Below are 20,110 nucleotides of genomic sequence, written 5' to 3'. Positions count from 1 at the left end.
CCTCTCCTACAGAGAGGGAGTAGAATGTTTTCTCTACCGCTAACGCCTAATTTCAAGCTCCTTCTTATCTTTCTCCCTCTCAGTAGGAGAGGGTCGGGGTGAGGTCTCTTTGCTATTTTCAGGACTGAGCCATAGCTACTACAATGATAGATGATATAAGGACCAGCAGCCCCAAAACAAGTACGCCGATAGTAGATTTACTCACCCCTTTCCATTCTTTAAGAATAATGCCCCACATATTACTGAAAGTTACATTCAGCGACATAAGTATACTCCATGAAAAAGCCAGTAGAACAGGACTCTCGGTCAAGAAACTTTTACCCATTTCCAATCCGAAAAACTGCGAATACCACAATACTCCGGCAAGTGCACAAAAGAGTATATTATTCACAAATATATTTCCTTTTACAGAGAAGTATTCTTTTCCTGTCTTGTTTTTTATATTCTGCTGAATGCAGTAAGCAGCATTCGTAAGGAATCCGCCAAGGGTGACAAGAAATATAACAGGTAATCCGGCATAAAGAGATATAACCCCTCCGCCAAGAACAGCTTCTTTAATAGGCGAACCTGCCTGAATCCCTAGAGCAAAACAAGCACTCATCACACCTGCAAGTAAGGCTACAAGTAAGCCTTTAGTCAAAGCAAAGTCTTTTACGGCTGCTTTTTTCTCCTCTTCGGTCATGTTTTTACTGCGGAGACTTCCCGCATAACCAATTATGGCGATACCTGCCAATGTTATAGATACTCCAATGAGTAACATGAGTCCTGTACCATGAAACAAGTCTTCACCGCCAAGCATAGCCGGAAAAAGTGTACCGAAAGCCGCACAAGTTCCCAAAGCGATGGACTGCCCCAGTGCAACCCCAAGATAACGCATACTCAGACCGAAAGTCAGCCCCCCGATCCCCCACAAAACACCAAAGAAAATGGTTTTCAAGGTAGCAGCCGATTCTATGGAGTATACATCTATTAACGACTGGAAGTTTGTAGCCAATAAAGCTCCCAAGAAAGGGAATACCAACCATGCAAAAAACCCTTGTACCAACCAGAAATTTTCCCAAGACCAACCTTTGACCTTATTAATGGGAACATATGAGCTGGATTGACCCAAACTTCCTATCGCTATTATAACGAGACCTATTAATGTATTCATCGTTTAGATGTTACGTCTTTTTCGTATTGTTGAACCAAAGGAATAAAATCTTCACCTACGGCAACATTGTTTTTCAAACAGAAATAATCCCAAACAGCATTCCAGGGAAGACCTTTAGACTCTTCAAGAAGTGCAAGTCTTTCGAAATATTGTCCTTTCGACTCATATTCACGAAGGATATTAAGCGGTTCGAGCAATGCCTGAAGAAATGCTTTTTGAGTAGCTCTGATACCGATTACATAAGCACCTATACGGTTGATAGACGCATCGAAGAAATCGAGACCGATATGTACTCTCTTCAAAGCATCTGCTCTTACTATTTCTTTGGCTAGATCGATAGTTTCGTCATTCAGGATAGCAACGTGATCCGAATCCCAACGTACAGGACGGCTTACGTGAAGCATGATCTCAGGAGTATAAAGAAGTAAAGACGAAATCTTATCGGCAACACTTTCCGACAAATGGAAGTGACCTGTATCCAAAGTTACCATTTTTTGATTCTTCACTCCATATCCCATATAGAAATCGTGAGAACCAACTGTATAACTTTCCAATGCAATACCAAACAATTTAGACTCGATACAATCTTTCATGTTTTTATATTCGGTAGAGAATATATCATCCAACGATTTCTCTAATATCTGACGGTATTTGTAACGGTTCACGGTAATATCTTTGCTTCCGTCGTGTACCCACAAGTTCATGATACAAGGGTCGTTCTGAAATTTACCCATTGCTTCCGAAATAGCACGTGAACGTTTTGTATGTTCGATCCAAAATTCACGAATCGAATTGTCAGGATTAGCCAGCGTCAAATCTCCGCTTTTAGGATGTCCGAAAGAGCTAGAATTGAAATCTAATTTCAGATTCTTTTCTTTTGCCCAATCCATCCAGCTTGCAAAATGCTCAGGAAGAATTTGATCTCTGTCAACAGCTTTTCCGCCAAAATCGCCATAGATAGCGTGTATATTGAAACGGTGACTACCGCCCACATATTTTAAGACCTGTTCTATATCAGCACGTACTTCATCGATATTACGGGCTCTTCCGGGATAGTTTCCGGTAGCCTGAATACCGCCGCCGCCCATATTTCCCAAATTCTCGAAACCAACAACATCATCCGTTTGCCAGCAATGAAGCGATATGGATACTTCTTGAATTTTAGCTAATATTTTATCTACATCAACACCAACAGCGGCATAACGTTCTTTTGCAATTTCGTAGGCTTTCTCTACTAATACTTCTTTTTTCATGGTTATTTATTTTTTGTGATTTAAGGTCAAAGACCTTTCTGTTATTCTTTAAAAACTTTCATTTACTTATTTTCAAATACTTGGCATATCCCTTATTCCAAATCTCTGCATCCTGTGGTAAAAATGTCTCGGGACACACCGAATTGTTTATCACTTTCCTCATGTCACACAAACTATCCACTATGCCCAATGCTTTTGCCTGCAACATGATATTTCCGATAGCCGTAGCTTCCGACGGGCCTGTGATAATCGGAACATTCAACGCATTTGCCGTAAACTGATTCAATAGGTTATTCTTCGAACCGCCACCGATTACGTGCAGTTTATTTATCTCAAAAGGTGCTAATTCCTGCAAATGAGTAAATATCTCTTTATACCTCAGTGCCAGACTTTCGAATATACAGCGAACATATTCACCGATAGTCTGAGGCGTTGGCTGACCTGTATTGCTGCAATATTCGCTTATTGCTTTTGTCATAATCGTGGGGTTGCCAAATACTTCAGCATCGGGATTCACCAAACATTTAAAAGGTTCGCTTTTTGATGCCTGATCGATCAAATCGGGATAGGTCAGATTAGCATCCCATTCTTTGCGGCACTGCTCCAAAAGCCACATTCCGCATATATTTTTAAGGAAACGGATTGTACCGTCTACCCCACCCTCGTTGGTAAAATTAAGATCGTACGTCTTTTCATTTATAATAGGCTCTTTTACTTCGATTCCCATTAACGACCATGTTCCCGAACTCAGATAAGCGAAACATTCGTCCTCGGCAGGCACAGAGGCAACTGCGGAAGCCGTATCATGTCCGGCAACAGCCACAACTGGTATACTTTCCAAACCTGTCTGACGGCAAACCGACTCCGACAGATTGCCGATCACAGTTCCCGGAAGCACAAAACGCCCGAATTTACTTTGATCCAAACCTACTTTTTCAAGCAATTTACTATCGGGTTCTTTTTTATACGGGTTCAACATCTGGGACGTAGAAGCTATGGTATATTCCATTACGACTTCGCCTGTAAGAAGATAGGATAACCCATCGGGCATAAACATAATCTTCTCAGCCTCTTTCAGAAGAGTCGAATTGTTCTTGTTCAATGTAAAAAACTGAAACAACGAATTGAAATTCATTATCTGAATACCTGTTGCCATATACACATCCTTACGGGGAATGAGCTTAAAAAAGTTCTCAGGAGCATCCAACGTATGAGGATCACGATAAGCATAGGGCATTCCTATGATTTCTTTATTCTTATCGATCGCAATAAAATCAACTCCCCAAGTATCTATACCTATCGAAGATATTTTAATGCCTTCCTGAGCCGCTTTTTTCAATCCTGCAATAATCGACTCATAAAGAGACAATATATTCCAGTAAAAATGTCCGTTTACTTCAATCAGAGGATTTGCGAAACGTGTTAATTCTTCTATTTTGAGAACACCGTTATCTAATGTTCCAATTATAGTACGCCCACTTGATGCTCCTATATCAACTGCAAAAAAGTTCTGTGTATTCATTTATTTAGATTTGAGGTCTCAGACCTATTTAATATTCCATCGGATTAAAACAAATGTAACATCTCTTACGTATTATACAGATGCTATATTTGAGAGAAAGACTACATATTTTGTCACTTTTCAGGAATCAATTTCACCACTCCCGATCTTATATCTGAACCTATTTTCAATTGGTTAGCTTTGTAAGGCGATGAAATAACTATATTTGTTGATCTCGATCCCGAAACCTCAAATACGACAGGTAATTTAGCATCCGTAGTAAAGCCTTCAACTTTCACATCACTTACGTTTCTTAAGATTAAAGCCGATCCTTCTTTCGGATAGATATTCACATTTTTCAATGTAATATTTTTCGATTCCATGATTTCTGCTCCAAATGTTGAATGAATAACCACATTCTCAACATTAATATTATCTATATTATGTTCGGGCAATCCATAGAAGTACATCGCTTTACGGGCATTGCTACACGTTACATCTTTTATAAAAATATTTCGGAAGGTAGGCGTAGTAATACTTACAGGAGGTATCAACTCGGTCACAGGCTCAGCATCGTTATCTTCGAGAGTTTCCACTACCGATTTTCCACCGTAATAAAGGTTGAAGTGGATAGGCTCGGTCGAAATATCAATCATACTTATATTGGTAATGTATATGTTTTCAACAACCCCACCACGCCCCCGGCTGCTTTTAAATCTCAACCCGACATCTGTGCCTAGAAACTGACAGTTTGATACTGATATATTTCGCACTCCTCCCGACATTTCGCTCCCCACAACAAAACCTCCATGCCCTTTGAATACGGTGCAATTGTCAACAATTACGTTTTCACAAGGAATATTCCGCTTCAATCCATCTTCGTCTTTTCCCGATTTGATACAGATACCATCATCACCCACATCAAAAGTGCTGTTGACAATGATCGCATTTTTACACGATTCCAAATCGAGTCCGTCACCATTTTGAGCATAAGATGGATTCCGCACCTGAACCCCATCCAAAATAACGTTTTCGCACATAAAAGGGTGGATATTCCAAGCCGGAGAATTTTGGAAAATTACTCCTTGCAGATATACATTTTTACATTGCTGAAAACTAATCATCACAGGGCGAAGAAAATCCCGTACAGAAGCCCATTCTGCTTCGGTCTTTAAATTTCGGGGCACATTCATATTGCTGATCGTATCGCCATGCAGGTATTGAGCCGAAGGCATCCAATAATCATCACGCTTGAATACTCCACCTTTGGAAGTCGCACTTTTCCAAAAACTATCCGATACTTTTTGCTTTTTCAAAGGTCTCCAATAATGACCATTTCCATCAATGGCTCCGCTTCCTGTTATAGCGACGTTCACCAGATTTCTTCCCGAAATAGGCGATTGGCATCTGCGTGTATCAAAGCCTTCGAAAACCGTTTCAACAAGAGGGTATAAATCTTTGTTAGGAGAGAAAAGAATTATCGCCTTATCTTCCAAGTGCAGATTGATATTACTTTTTAAAACGATAGGTCCTGTTAACCATACACCCGAAGGTATGGTTAATTGCCCGCCACCCTTAGCGGCTAAAGCATTTATCGCCTTAGCAAAAGCTTCGGTATTTAATTCTATTCCATCGCCCACTCCTCCAAAATCGGTTATTGAGACTTTATTTGCGGGAAAAGATGGACGAGCCAGTTTCGGCATTTCAAAAGGAAGATTCTCATACAAATAGTCATACCTTCCCTCCTCTTTTGCGAAGAGATTAGAAACAGATACAACAAATAAGGTTATTATAATTAAGTGCTTTTTCATAGTTATTTTATGCTTTCAATCGTTAAAGGAGTCAAGATCACAGGACCTAATAAACCCGAAGGGATCGTTTCCCATCCTGCATAATCTCCTTTTTTATAATCTATTTTTACAAAATTTATTTCCTTGAATATTCGCCAGTCTACTTTTTGCCGGTCATATTCAGCGATACGATTTGCAGGCAGATTGGTTACTTCAATTTCGATCCGGTTATTACCTTGTTTCAGGTATTTACCGATCGTTGTTTTATACGGAACAGCCCAAAGGGTTGCTACATCCTGACCATTTATTCGTACCCGAGCACTCTCGCGGACATCGCCAAGATCCAGCTCCCATTCATCGTTCTGCATCAATGGTAAGTTAACATCCGTTGAATATAAGGCTGTTCCCATATTTTTTCTCAGATCAGGATCATCAAGATCTGTCCATGATCCTAGTTTTTTCAATTCGAATTGGTTGGTAATTACAGGACTACTTTCCAAGAATTTCATCGTCCAGCCTCTATTAAGCATTATAGACAGATTTTGAGGAGTGTAATATTTCCAATCAGCCACATTCGTTATTTTCTTATCGAATGTTTTCAATATAATTGATTGTCCTGATTCTAGTTGAAGATATACTTGTGTCTTCTTTCCTTCTTTACGAATTTTAGCTAATCCTGATTTTCCATCCATAGGATTGAACAACATTACACTTTCGGCATCCACAGCAAGAGTTATCCAACCTTCTGTATCTTCAGCTTTGAGTGCAGATATAAAATAATGATACCCCTCGTTGTTGCTTCGCCTGATATATTGTAAACCATGTAGGGTTTTCATTTCCTCCTTCGGGATATGGCAAGCCTCTAATGTCTTCGCATAATCTGAGCCCGTTATTATTTGCCCTCTGCCGAATATGTGATTATTGACTTGGGCAAACGATTCTGTTTTAGGAATCTGATTTATAAGTTTTACTAATTCTGCTCTCCGTTTATCTAAATCCTTAAATCCGGGAACATCATTCGGATATTTCCCGATAAAAACAATCTTCGCTCCCTCTTTAGCTAATTTCAGTAAATGTGATAATGTTTCGATCGGCATCTTATCGGCAGAAGGTACAATTATAGCTTTGTATGTTGTATTACCTGAAGTGACAAGCTTACCATTAATAATCTGGGTAGATAATAAATGGTTATCAGAAATATAATCGACATCGTACCCCGAATTGACAATATTATTTACAGCGGAAATAAACTGAGGTGCACGTTCCTGCATCTTATGAATATCGAACATGAGCAAGCGTCCCTCTTGTTCGTGCCACATATCATATACGGGGAAGTAAAGCAGAAAATCATTGTCGGGTTTACCTTCTTGCAGAAAAGACTGGCATCTGGTGATATACTCAAAGAAAGCATCCGCATCTCTCCAAATGCTATTAGTGGGCGACATATCTACCGAAGCATAAAATTTCCAACCCGGCCATTTAGCTTCTTTGGGAGAATAGGTTGTTCCATGAAAAAAAACGTGATTCACACCCGAAAGAAACAGTAAATCCAAATCGGGTTTACATTGTGACAGAGAGGTTCTGAAATGCTCGGTCAACCAAGTAAATGTTTCAGAACTTGTATACGGTTTACCTGTAATATGCGCTCCCGAAGAGGCATATTTAAGCATCGACAAATCTGAATCATTTATCTTCTTTATAGAATCTCTTCTAAGCCCTTTTATATAAAAGTCGGAAATACCAAACGATTCACATTCGGGAATATCTACAGTTGCATACAAATCGATCAGATTTCCGGGTGAACCGTGTGCCTGATTTCGGGTTGTACTTCCATGCTGATGTGTCCAGTTTGTCCATTGTTGAGTGAAATTTCCAAGAAGTAAATCGGCTAAAGTTTCTCTGTAATCTGCAATTATGCGAGCTGTAATATCTGTTCTTTCTTTGGAGATAAATTCAGGTAAGAAGTTTTCCAATTTATATCCCCGTCTTTTCTCGAATTGTTCAAATAAATCCGGAGTCCAATCTCCCCCATATACTTCATACGAATCATTAAAGAAAGAATTGGGATAGTTGGCATTGTTATCTTTAAAGGCTTTGGATAGTCGGGCAAGATAATTGGAAACTGCCGTTTTAGAAAAATGATTCACTACAAGCCCTTCACCACCCGGAGCAGCACGCTTTACCTGTTGCAAAGTCTTACCGTTAAAAACAGCTATCAATCGCCAGTTTCCTTTTGGAGCTGTCCATGAAAGTGTATTGTTTTTTACTTTAGAGGTAATATCCAATTTATCTCCTTTATCCGAAAAAGCCATCAAACGATAAAAGGTTGAAATGCCTTTTTGTTTTTCATCTTTTACTTCTATCTTTTCAGCTAATTGCTGTCCTGCTTGTAACTCATATTCTTCGAATATAACTTTCGTTGCTGCATCTTCCGTGCTTACATGAGGTCCACCGAAAGGCCAGCCTGTACCACCGTTCATATCTATTTTCAAGCCTAATTGACTGCCTTGTAATTCGGTATATTTGAGCATCTCCATCCAACGAAGCGACAAATATTGAATTTCATTTGCCTCATTGTTCTGAACACCATATATCGGAGTAATTTCTAATCCGCCCATTCCCTTACGGGCGTATTCCGCCATATTATAGGCTAGATTATCTTTATCTACGGCGCTACCCATCCACCACCAACGTGCTGCGGGTTTCATTTCTGATTTAACTTGTGGCCAGTTTGTTTGTTGTGCAGTTAAACACAATGAAAGCAAACTGAATAAGCAGAGTATAGTGTTTTTCTTTTTCATTCGCCTAAATAATATGATGGTACCGGTGATTGGGGATAACCCTGAGAACGTTGTATAATATAACTCCTGTAAATAGGGTCTTGCATCAAAGTGACTCTCTTTTCTTTTGCCGGATAATTAGTATGGTAAATACGCAGTTCACCGGGTAAAGCCGTTACGACTTCTTCACGCCAATCGCCGAAAAGGTCGGCTATCATAATTATGTCACCATAAATTTCGTTTGTCAATTTCTCGCCTTTCCAATATCCTATAGATTGACTTTTGCCATTGGAATTTGATTCGGCTCCCCAGCGATTATCGTCACCAAAGAAGGTTTGGCGTACACCTCCCGAATTCCACCATATCCAATTACGGCAAGGCGGTACATCCTCATTGGAACCAATCTTTTCACCTTTTGCAGTCAATAAATACTTATCAGTAGAACCACCTTTGCGATCTTCACTCTCAAAACATTCTAAGCCTGCATGAACAGGATCGATATCGGCAACCATTCCATCACCAACGTGAAATGTTTTGTGACCGATACCCCAAACTCTCTCTCCTGTTTTTGCATCCAAGACGCAAACACCGTATCCGTTATCGTGCCAAGGCTCCATTGCCAGAAACACTTCCATACCGGGGCGGATCGGGTCAATATCAGTCAGATAAGCTTTATCTGAATGTCCTAATCCTGACGACCAAAGTAAAGTTCCGTTATCGTCAAGCATGCACGATCCAAGTAAAATTTCGTCTCTGCCATCGCCATCAACATCTCCGCAAACCATATTATGCGCTCCCTGACTACGGGTTATAGGGTTCTCTTCGTCTCCATCCCATCGCCAAACGCTTTCTAACTTTCCGTCTTTTAATTGCCAGGCATCTACTGTCATCAGTTTATATGTACCACGTGCAGCAAGTATAGAGGGTGTTTTTCCATCGAGAAAAGCTACACCCATCTGGTTCCGATTCTGACGGATAAGATTTCCATAACGGTCGTTCCTTTCAGGCCAATCTACCCGTGATATTTCTTCTCCTGTCATTCCATCCAATACGGAGAGATATTCGCCTCCACCCGAAACACGACCTTTTTCGTTTTTCATATAATCAGTTCCTGCTGTCTTCACCGCAATTTCGGCTTTTCCGTCTCCATCGAAGTCAAAGACCACAAAAGGTGAATACCAAACTCCCGGTTCAATTCCCAAACCTAAATCTTTAGTCCATAAACAAGTACCATCGCTTAGATAAGCTTCTATCTTGTAAGTGATACCTGTTTCGTCTCCCGGCATTCCCGGATCAACATTCGTCTGAGGATGACGAATAATATAATCATAAATACCATCGCCATTCAGATCGCCAACCGCCACTCGTCCGGCAATTACATTGCCTTTTAGTTTAATACTTTTATAAGTAGGCTCTTTTAGTTCGTCTATGTTTACAACAATTACTTCGGATAATTCCGATTTTTTATTTTGAATTGTTTCTATCCAATATTCAACTTCTCCTTTCGGTGCAGTTGTATCTGTAAAATCAGTCGTATTTTCGATCGGTTTGCTATTCAGCTTTTTTGATTTTCCTTTTACCGATCGGTAAACATTAAACTTAACATCCTGACTATCGGTTTTCAATAATCGCCAATTGAGATAAACACCCGAAACATCCTTTGCTCTTGCTGCAACTAATCCTCTATTGAGCTTTTCTTCGACTCTTTCTTTAGCAAAACCTTCAACCAAAGGTTTGGGTTCGTGTTTAGGATCGAGATTCTCGAAATAATAATTTCTCTCTCTCGAATCTTGTGCTTGTAAGGAGATTGTCATTAAAAACAGTACGATAAAAAAAAGATTGTCTTTCATAGTCTTATTGAGTAAATGAAAATATTTACTGAACTATCCCGATTATAACAGGCTATAATTCTTACACTATCCAAAGAAACAAATAGGTCTTAGACCTTATTTACCGAGTTGCAAACAACCCATGATAAATGGTCCTGTTGCTTTTGCATCATTATCACGAATACGTTCATTCACATAATATTCGAAACTTCCGTCACGATATGGATTACCTCCCAGACCTGACACAGCACAACACTTAGTCAAGGTCAATGTTCCATCCGCATTTTTCACAATCAGGTTTTTCATTAATCCATCGTAAGCTTTTTCGGCAACGGCTTTGTATTTTTTATCAATATACCCTTTGTTTACAGCTTTAGCGTAAGAATACATAAACATAGATGATACAGATGCTTCTAGATAGTTTCCTTGCTTATCTCCCTTATCAAGAACCTGATACCAAAGCCCTGTTTTATCCTGATATTTGGGTAAAGTTTCAGCCAGTCCATTTATTATTCTGATAAGCTCACCTCTCTGAAGATTGTCTTGCGGAATAAAATCTAAAACATCTACCAAAGCCATAAACCACCATCCGATACTGCGTCCCCAGAAATTTGGAGACTGACCTGTTACTTTGTTTGCCCAAAGCTGATTTTTACTCTCGTCCCAAGCATGATAATAAAGCCCCGTTGCAGGGTCATAAGTATGTTTTGCACAAATCAAAAATTGATTGATAACATCTTCAGTCCATTCGGGTTTATTAAATGTGATGGCATATTGAGCTAAAAAAGGAGATCCCATATATAAACCATCCAACCAAACTTGATGCTGATAAATCAGCTTGTGCCAAAATCCTCCTTCTAGAGTTCGTGGATGAACACTCATTTGTTTTACCAGCCTGTCCATAGCCAGTTTGTATTTTTCATTTCCTGTTTGTTTGTAGACATCAAACAGAACTTTTCCCGAATTGATATAATCGATATTATATGTTTCTACTTTATATAGGTAAATTTCACCTGCATCATTGATAATGGTATCAGCCCATTGCACCACATAATCCAGATATTTTTTATCGCCTGTCTGCTTCCAGACATCAAGCATCGCCTGACACCCTAACCCTTGTGAATATCCGAAATAAAGACCTTTACCATGATCCAATTGCCATGCCTGAGGAAAACGTTTCATTTCGGAATCAGCAAAAAGGATTCCTGTTTTTTGCGAATAAGTTGTTTGTATTGTAAATAAAGCGATCAGTATTAAAAATAAGTTCTTCATAAATTATTATATATAGGTTACAACTTATAAAAGTACAAAATGCTTACCCTTTCAAAATAAGCATTTTGATCTTTATTATATGACTTTTGGCTATTTCAGTAATAGGATGTACCAAAAGTCTGAATAGAAGACAAATGGCACAGAAATAACAAAAAACACAGAATTTCATTAAACGCAAAGTCGCTAAGACGCAAAGATTTTTTTCTCTCCTATTCGAACTATTAAAAACAAAAAAACAGCGTCTTAGCGACTTTGCGTTTAATCTAAAAATTCAAAATCAACGCATTATTCTTGCCGAGTCTCTTTTGATATAGCCTCTCTTAGCGTAAAAGCGTTACAGCCATTAAACCGATTATTACTTCATTAGCTACTGCTTTAACTTCAATGTTTTTTAATTCCTTTTCAGTATCTAAAGGAAGATCGAGAATCATTCCTGCACCGCCATCAATAGTGCGACCATAAACTTCCGTAGGGCTTATTTTCAAATCAGTTTCCAAATCACGACTCACCAATGCTCTTTTAAAGGCTACTCGATAAGGGCGAGGTTGTTTCGATCTGAATGCCTGCCTATCTATAAAAAAATCCTGTTCGATAGGTGCCCATGTTTCAGGGTTTACCAATTCTAAAATTTCTTTAGTTCCGTCCTGATAATTGACTGTCACAGTTCCATTTACAACATGGCATTGCATATGGTTAGTGCTTCCTGCCATCATCAGATAAGCATGAGATGCTTTACCCGTCAGAGGTGCAGATAATTGATTCGGGTAATTATCCCATAAACTAGTGAAAGCAATGTTATTGGTTTTCAGTTCACTCTGGGTACGGAACGGAACACCGAATGGTGTCATAAATAGATTTCCATTGGTTGCTTTCCGCAGACCTGAGTCATCTATATTAGCTGTCATTGTCGGGTGACACCATTCGCCTATTCCTTGTTTCGGCACTTGTAATGTTGTATAAGGTGAACGTGGAGTCAGATATTCATTCTTAAAAATCTGAGTAACCGAAGCATTCAGTACATTATCTATATTGATCGTTTCATAATTGGGCGATTGATTTTTTAGATTCCAATTGATTAGATTCGTTTCATAAATTATTTTTCCATTTTCGACTAATTGAAGAGAGTTTGTTCCGAATTTCACATCCTCTTCCGAAATAGAGATCAAATTGGAAGTTTCTCCTTGTTTTATAGTTAATGGCTGTTTTTTAGATGAGTTTACAAGCAACTGCACATTCAAATCTTTATTCAAATTATTCTTTACCGTAAATTGTAAACTTACTGCTTCTGCATCATAATCTATTGAAACAGTTTCTTTTATCTCAATACTCACAGGTTGCCACCACATCATTTGCCCTTGTTTTAGTTGAACGAATAAAGTGCGATGCCCCAGTTCTCCGTTTAGTTGTCCATTAATACTGTTGGCTCTTGATTTTGCAGCTGTCAACACATTCTGAGGATCATATATTTTCTGAACTTTCGATTTAGAAGCTAAAGTCCAATTCTCGCCCTTTACTCCATTTGCGATGTAGGTAGGTTCGTCTAATTTACTTCCGCCCCACTCTATTTCTATTATATAGTTTTTGGACGGTTCGCTCTCAATCTTAATAAGTGGTTTCCCAACAGCTTCTTCTAAAGACCATTTTTGAGGTTTTCCATTTATTTTTACAGATAATATATTCTCTTTTTGAGCCTTCAAGCGTAAATCGAGATTTAATGATTTTTCAAATTTACTACTGATAATATATGTATCCAGATTGCCCTTTCTTTTGAAATCAAAATCAATATCAGGAGTCGAGACAGACGCATACTCCCAAGCCGACGGAAAACCGGGACGAATTTCTAAACGATCATTCATTGCATCGGGCAAAATTCCGAAAAGTCCTTGAATGAGTGTTCTTGAATATACACCTATAGGATCGCCAAAGTCACGATAACATTCGCCTCGTGCAGCATCATAAAAGCTTACTTGCCCTATATTTCCGGGGCTACCTCCAAGATACATACCATCCAAAATAGAACTTTTGAATAATTTAAAAGCCTCATCGTTTCGCCCTGATTGCCAATAGGCTAAGCTTGTATGAGCAACTTCGGCGAAAGCGACATTATTGATAGACCACGAATAAGGTAACCAATTAGTAGTTGAAATAGTCTGGTATCCTTCATCATCCAACCCTCTTGCTAAAACAGGAATATGGGGAATTTCGGTATCAATATATCGTGTTGCCTGATAAGCCTGAAAAGGTGTATGAATATCGGAATCTATGGCATGATAAACCGTCCAGATTGCAGCATTAGGATGTATCATTTTATTCCCCATAAAGTCTTTATATTCTGCCCACCATCCTTTACCTTCAAGCCATAATTGAGAATTAATAGCTTTGAGAATTTTATCTGCCTCATCGGCATAAGGATTTGGATCTTCTCCTAGTTGAGCTGCGATTTGAGCCGCCATTTTATTGGCTCTGTAATTATATGCAGATGAATGGGTAACACTTCCACTATTGTATTGCAGTGCATCACTTGCCCAAATACTGGCATAGGCATCATAAAGCCCATCATCATTAGGATCGAAATTTCGTTTTTCCCAAGCTAAATGGCTTTTTAGTACCGGCCACATTTTGCGTACATAATCCATCTCACCCGTCCAGTTAAAATGCCAAAGCAACTCATCAATATAGCAGAGATTCATGTCATAATGATGCATCTGGCTAGTATTGTACTGATTACGGGTAATATAACCATTACTATACATCTGTGTACCCCACGTTTTATCGGCTCGTGCCAAATTGAGTTTCTGATCTTGTGCAGGATGCGAAATAGTTGGCTCTATATTTGTAATCTGTGAGGCAGCATATCCATCGAAATGCTTTCTGGCTCTATCATGCCACCCAATAGCATCTCCCACATAAGCCGCACGCCAACCATTTAGAGGCATACGCCACCCTACGGCTCCGTGTTGCCAACAATCGGGATCCCAAATACCATCTGCGGCAATACTTAATACACCTCCTAAGGTATTAAAATACGGATCCGGGGTATTTATCTTTACAGTTTCAGCTATTGATTTACGTTTAGTCTCCGCATCATCAAAGCATTTCTTTAATTCTGAATAAAGGAGTTTCTTCTCTTTATTATTTTGGATGGCTAAATAATAAGTATTAGATGAATTTAGGGCTGTTTTAGATAGTACAATCGGCTTATTTTCAAAAACAACTGATTTCCAGACATTCAAGGGCGTTGTCATGGCAAAAGGTGAAGCTAATTTCACTTCCGAATTTTCGGGATATACCCCTACTGTTTTTTGTGCTCCACCTTTTGTACCTTGTCCATATTCTAAGATAAATGCATTACCATTTATCGAAAACACATTATTTAGACAAGCATATGGTTGTAAATCAAATGCATTAGGATCATCTACACCTAAATCCCCGTTTCTGAAAAATCGTTTGTTGTTTGCTCCTCCAAAAATAGTAATCAAGTCTACATTGCTTGGCAGATTCTCCGACTCTACTCTCATTATCAAGCCTTCGGCATTTGCCATTGCCAATACTGAAATCGTTATTTTCCCCGATTCAATAAATACATCCTTTATCTCATAAATCCTACTACCAGCACGATAAATAGATTTAATGTATTCAGCATCATTCAACCATAAACTTTTACCATCCTTAATTAGTCCCAACTGCATATTTCCGCCCATATTCGGCATGAAAAAGCCAAATTCGGGTAAATCGCCTGTCTCTATACGGAAAGCCGTATTTGTTCCATACAGAGCCCTGTTGAACTTCTTATCTCCGTTTACAATAACAAAGTCTTCTCCTTCTGGAGTATATCTTAGCTTTCGTTCTTTTCCATGCCAATATCCTTGAGGTTGTCCCAAGATATTTATGCAAGAAAAAAGAAGTAAGGAAAATATCAGTATAAGGTGTCTCATGTTATATATTTTAAGGTTTCAGTAGAGGCGAACCTACGTGTTCGTCCGAAGAGGGCAGACACATAGGTCTGCCCCTACAATGAAAATGCTCTACCCTTTACGGCATAGGTTTTAAATCTTCCCAAACCACATTCCATGTTCCATCTTTGGGGAATCCGGGAGTTTCTACTTTATTTCCATCCCATCCGGCACACATCATGGCTACCGCTGTTAATAATCCACCATTACCGGGTAAATACACTCTCAGACGTGAATCCTGATAATTATGCCCATTACCTAAATATGTATTTGTACGTTTATCCATCAATAAAGCCTCAACAGCTTTTTCGGGTTCACCTAAACGAGCGGCACACATGGCTGTCATCGGATAATCCCATCCCCATGTTTTACCCCAGTTCCAGTTTTCCAAAATCCAATTCAATGTATTTTTCATGTAATCGGGGCGTATCAGTTTGTTTTGTGGCAAGACACCCATAGCTCCCAACACAGCAGGATGATCGGACGTAAAACGAATATCCTTGTATGTATCTACGGCATCCTCGGCAGCGAGGTATAAACCATCTAAAGCGGCAAGTGGAGATAATTTATCTATCAATTCATCCCACTGTGGTTTTCTTTTCTCTCCGGATCTTTCTCTCCATTGTTGAGCAACCGACATTGCATAATGCCAATAAGATAATTCGAATGGAGGATTAATAGTTTCGGATGCTCTTAAAGATTCCTGAGCAGGAATTATGCCTTTCAATACATAACGACCTTCTAATTCTTCGTAAGTCGCAAATGATGCCATAAACTCAGCAGTTTCCTGCACCAAGAAATTATATTTCTTCAAGACTTCGGGTGACGGATTATTTCTGTAAATTAATTCAGCCATATATATAAAGTGAGGCTGCTGCCATATTAGAAAAGATCCTACCTTAGAAGGTGCTTCCAAGCCTGAAGGATCGGTCATTTTCATCCAACGTACACCTTTAAAACCTTGTCTCTCGGCAATCGATTTAGCTACAGGATAAGCAGTCGAATACCAATCCATACTGCGTTCCAATAAATCGGTTCTGTTCCATAAAGCAAACTGAACTGCATGCCACCAATGCATTTCTAAGTGAAATTTGCCAAACCAACTATTATAGGTCAGACCTGTTTCCTGTGGTGGATACATTCCTGCCGATTGAATAGCCATTAGGTACTGAGATAAAACAACTCTTCTTTCCAATTCTTTGGCTCTGGTGTCTGTACATTTAGAGAAGTCAATTGCACCTCCTTTTTCCCAAAACGATTGCCAATATTTAGACGATGCATCGAAAGCTTCTTTCGCTGTATTTTTAGTCTCTGACGGATTCTTATCTGTAAATTCACAGGTAAACGAAAAGTCTTTACTTTCGGGACTTAACACAAAATAGTGTACCTCTTTTTGGCTTACTGATGCTTTTCCCTCCCATTTAACGTTCACATAATAGGTGGTACTATCCAGCGTACGTTTAAGCACAAACGAATGCTCATCCTGACTTAATATTTCTGTTTTATGTTTTTCGGGAACCGACCAATCTGAAGCATCATCCGTATGTTTTCCTGTTGGATAGGCAAATTTGAAATTGACTTTCATATTGCCTTTTTTTATCAATTCAGAGTTTAAAACTACTGCAATCTGATCTTTATCGGGATTGCAAACCGTTTGAACCGATACTGAATCAGAATCTAATTCAAAGCGACTTAAAACCGCTCCATCCCATAGATTTAATGTTTGATTTATACCTTTTATCTCATTGGCTTTTACAGCTGTTCCATCCGCATGAGTAAGCTCTAATCCTACATTTCCTAAATGCAAACGATGTGCATTAACACGATACCAATCGGCTGCCTCCTTCGGTCTACCCGGTTCATTGAACTGAACGGCATAAGGCTCTTCCCATCCTCGGAAATTATAATTTTTGAGGGTTTCTTCGTGCCTAAATTTTTCAGGATTAGCAAAACTGTGCCATCCCCATTGAGATTGAGTACCTAGAGGAACTCCGGCAGAATAAAGCTCAGGGTAAGTTTGCAATCCTGTAGCATCGACTGTAAATGCGAAATTACCATTACCTACTGATAAAGAGGATAATTCTTCAAATTCAGTCACTTTGGGATTATTTCTCTCAACAAGTGCATATCTGTCTATCTTTTCCTGTTTTCCTGTGCTACAAGCAGCTAAGAAACCAACCAAGATAATAAAACTCCATTTTTTCATAGTAAAACGATTATTCATTTGACTTAATTTTGAACACAAAACCGGAAGACGTGCCATACTGTCCTCCTTGCATAGCATTGAAAAGATATGCCGGTTTCCCGTCTTTCATTAATAACTGAGGACGCTCAAAACGTCCGTATCTCTTTAAGTGTGAAGGAGCAGGAGGTTCTTCCAAATAAGCATCGGCTCCAAACCAGGCAATTTGAGGTTCCGACCAGTTAAGACCATCCGTAGATTCAAAAATCAAACCTACTTCGTGGTCAAAATATCCCATATCCCGCATCAACATTTTAAATTTACCGTCTTCGATGTATACATAAGCATCTTCAACTTGCTTATTTTCTCCATATTTTGAGAAATCGACAACGGGATTATTCTCATATCTTTTATACTCTCCTTCGATATTATCGGCAATTGCCAAACCGTATTTCCGATTGGCTCTTATGGCTCCTTTTTCATTCTGATAAGCTTCCTTATTCCACGATTTATAGTATAACCATGCCTCTCCGTTTGGATTAGACACAAATGCCGGATTAGTTGTATTACAATCATCCCAAGCCCCTGTTTCTCCTGCTTCAAGAATCGGTTTATCCGATCTGATCCAAGGTCCGTTTATTGATTTTGATTTCGCTAAACCAATCCTTTTTGTATAAACCGTACCATCGCTATTACCCATATAGAATAAATAATAGATACCATTCAGGTATTGTATATGTGGGTTATGACATGTAGTTGCATCAAAATATCCCTCACGAGGAGCAAGAACTGTTTCTACATAGGTATAAGGTCCTTCGGCTTTATCAGCTACAGCATGGGCAATTTCGGATTTATGTATCCAACCTCCCATCTTGTACTTCTCTAACCAGCGAGAATAAAATACATGAACTTTACCATCTTCGCCATAAATAGGAGCACAACACCAAACATAATATCCTTCCGATTCGAGAATTCGTCCCATAGGTTGAAGATTCTTGCTGAAATCCGAAATTTTATCCTGTGGATATTTCTGTATGATATCTTTATTCTGCTCTTTTTTTATGACAGAAAAATAATACGCATCTAAATCTACTAAAGAATTCAGATAAACTTCAATATTTGTATAATCTTTACTGAGATTGTACATATTTCCATCTTTACTGTTATTCGGATTCAATTTATGCTTTACTTCCCATTCATCGGGTATGCCATCTCCATCGCTGTCTTTGGTATATTTTCCCTGTTTTAATTGAGGCCATCCACCGACAGCATTTTGAGAATCAATAATTCCTTTATTTCCCCCGCCATAAGTTTCACCGCCATTGGCTGTGCCCTTCCTGACTTCTTCAATTACACGAGCATCGTAACTATCCCGATGTAAACTATAACCCGACTCAGCTAATACTCGTTGATAAGCCACCTCTGGTGAATTTTGCTTAATTGCGACAAAAGGGAACGATTCGTTCGCACGGACTCTGTTAGCCGTACCTACTCCTTTCCAATTATCCGAAGTTACAAGATCACTCCCTACCATCACATTGTCGGATAGATAATAAGAGCCTGTACCATCTTCTGCCGGATCAAGAAACCATGCACGTTTATTATCAGATGTTGCAGGACCGGGTTTATAGTAGTTTCCTACAAAGTTTACTTTACCATTACGTCCGCCTCCATAAGCAGATTTGAACCCCCAATTATAAACTACGTTATTTCGGAAGTCTACAGGTGAACATCCATCAGAGGCAAAACGAGGATTACGGCTACTGTGATGAGCTATCAGATTATGATGAAAAGTAGCTCCGCACCCTCCCCAAATACCGCCAAAACCATGCGATCCTTTTGAGTGTACAGACTTTGACAGGCTATGGGTAATCATGCACCATTGTACAGTTATATTCTCTGAATTATAAATCGAAAGACACTCATCCACAGACCACGAAGCAGAACAATGATCAACTATTAAGTCTTTTACTTTTATCGCTCCTATAGCATCATCTTCTATTGCATGAAGATCGCCCATCCGTGAACGGATATAACGCACTATCACATTATTGGCACGTATGTAAAAGGGATACCCTTTTAGACAGATGCCATCGCCGGGCGCACTTTGCCCGGCAATGGTTATACTGTCATTTGTTATGATAAGTTTGGATTTTAAGTCTATCGTTCCGTCTACAGCAAAAACTACAATACGTGGTCCTTTTTGCTCAATAGCATCACGAAGGCTACCTTCTCCCGAATCATTCAGATTTGTAATTACAAGCACTTGTCCTCCACGTCCTCCTGTTGTATACTTACCATATCCTTCGGCTGTTGGAAAAGCTAAAGCTTGTGCTGAGAGATTACAGGCATAAAACATTAAGACTAATAATATCAATAGAATTCTTTGCATATTCT

At 39.1% G+C, this 20,110-nt stretch carries 9 protein-coding genes and 1 pseudogene; all 10 read right to left on the bottom strand.

Annotated features, from left to right (window positions below):
* Positions 1 to 190 precede the first annotated feature (190 nt).
* Positions 191 to 1,153 (bottom strand): annotated as a pseudogene (gene rhaT / locus CLV62_RS06240) (L-rhamnose/proton symporter RhaT); the annotation flags it as partial.
* On the bottom strand, positions 1,150 to 2,406 hold the full coding sequence (locus tag CLV62_RS06235; protein ID WP_110309926.1) for an L-rhamnose isomerase: 1,257 nt from the start codon (positions 2,404 to 2,406) through the stop codon (positions 1,150 to 1,152). The pseudogene rhaT and the gene CLV62_RS06235, both read right to left, overlap by 4 nt.
* A gap of 58 nt (positions 2,407 to 2,464) precedes the next feature.
* Positions 2,465 to 3,928: a rhamnulokinase gene (locus tag CLV62_RS06230; RefSeq protein WP_110309925.1), complete on the bottom strand. Its 1,464-nt coding sequence runs from the start codon at positions 3,926 to 3,928 to the stop codon at positions 2,465 to 2,467.
* Between the two features lie 113 nt (positions 3,929 to 4,041).
* Positions 4,042 to 5,718 (bottom strand): glycoside hydrolase family 28 protein, encoded by a 1,677-nt coding sequence (locus CLV62_RS06225; protein WP_110309924.1) that lies wholly within the window; start codon positions 5,716 to 5,718, stop codon positions 4,042 to 4,044.
* A 2-nt stretch (positions 5,719 to 5,720) separates the two neighbouring features.
* A complete protein-coding gene (locus CLV62_RS06220) occupies positions 5,721 to 8,498 on the bottom strand; it encodes an alpha-L-rhamnosidase (RefSeq protein WP_110309923.1) in 2,778 nt (925 codons plus the stop codon).
* Positions 8,495 to 10,327 (bottom strand): rhamnogalacturonan lyase family protein, encoded by a 1,833-nt coding sequence (locus CLV62_RS06215; protein WP_110309922.1) that lies wholly within the window; start codon positions 10,325 to 10,327, stop codon positions 8,495 to 8,497. The genes CLV62_RS06220 and CLV62_RS06215 overlap by 4 nt, the downstream gene beginning before the upstream one ends.
* Positions 10,328 to 10,423: 96 nt before the next feature.
* Complete coding sequence (locus CLV62_RS06210) at positions 10,424 to 11,578, bottom strand: glycoside hydrolase family 88/105 protein (protein ID WP_110309921.1); 1,155 nt, start codon at positions 11,576 to 11,578, stop codon at positions 10,424 to 10,426.
* 320 nt (positions 11,579 to 11,898) lie between these two features.
* Positions 11,899 to 15,513, bottom strand: a complete 3,615-nt coding sequence (locus tag CLV62_RS06205; protein WP_110309920.1) for a DUF4450 domain-containing protein — start codon at positions 15,511 to 15,513, stop codon at positions 11,899 to 11,901.
* Between the two features lie 97 nt (positions 15,514 to 15,610).
* Positions 15,611 to 17,737, bottom strand: a complete 2,127-nt coding sequence (locus CLV62_RS06200) for a hypothetical protein (protein ID WP_110310021.1) — start codon at positions 17,735 to 17,737, stop codon at positions 15,611 to 15,613.
* A gap of 10 nt (positions 17,738 to 17,747) precedes the next feature.
* Positions 17,748 to 20,105 carry a hypothetical protein gene (locus CLV62_RS22225; RefSeq protein ID WP_317048072.1) on the bottom strand — a complete coding sequence of 786 codons (2,358 nt, stop codon included), beginning with the start codon at positions 20,103 to 20,105 and terminating at the stop codon, positions 17,748 to 17,750.
* Between the last annotated feature and the right edge of the window lie 5 nt (positions 20,106 to 20,110).

Origin of the sequence: Indolivaga alginatilytica, from assembly GCF_003201355.1 — a bacterium.
Taxonomy (GTDB): domain Bacteria; phylum Bacteroidota; class Bacteroidia; order Bacteroidales; family Dysgonomonadaceae; genus Dysgonomonas_A; species Dysgonomonas_A alginatilytica.
Note: the sequence above shows the minus strand (reverse complement) of the source record. Positions and strands in the feature narration are given on the sequence as shown.

Coding starts and splice junctions, on each gene's coding strand:
- CLV62_RS06235 (WP_110309926.1), bottom strand. CDS start 2,406: ATGAAAAAAGAAGTATTAGTAGAGAAAGCCTACGAAATTGCAAAAGAA.
- CLV62_RS06230 (WP_110309925.1), bottom strand. CDS start 3,928: ATGAATACACAGAACTTTTTTGCAGTTGATATAGGAGCATCAAGTGGG.
- CLV62_RS06225 (WP_110309924.1), bottom strand. CDS start 5,718: ATGAAAAAGCACTTAATTATAATAACCTTATTTGTTGTATCTGTTTCT.
- CLV62_RS06220 (WP_110309923.1), bottom strand. CDS start 8,498: ATGAAAAAGAAAAACACTATACTCTGCTTATTCAGTTTGCTTTCATTG.
- CLV62_RS06215 (WP_110309922.1), bottom strand. CDS start 10,327: ATGAAAGACAATCTTTTTTTTATCGTACTGTTTTTAATGACAATCTCC.
- CLV62_RS06210 (WP_110309921.1), bottom strand. CDS start 11,578: ATGAAGAACTTATTTTTAATACTGATCGCTTTATTTACAATACAAACA.
- CLV62_RS06205 (WP_110309920.1), bottom strand. CDS start 15,513: ATGAGACACCTTATACTGATATTTTCCTTACTTCTTTTTTCTTGCATA.
- CLV62_RS06200 (WP_110310021.1), bottom strand. CDS start 17,737: ATGAAAAAATGGAGTTTTATTATCTTGGTTGGTTTCTTAGCTGCTTGT.
- CLV62_RS22225 (WP_317048072.1), bottom strand. CDS start 20,105: ATGCAAAGAATTCTATTGATATTATTAGTCTTAATGTTTTATGCCTGT.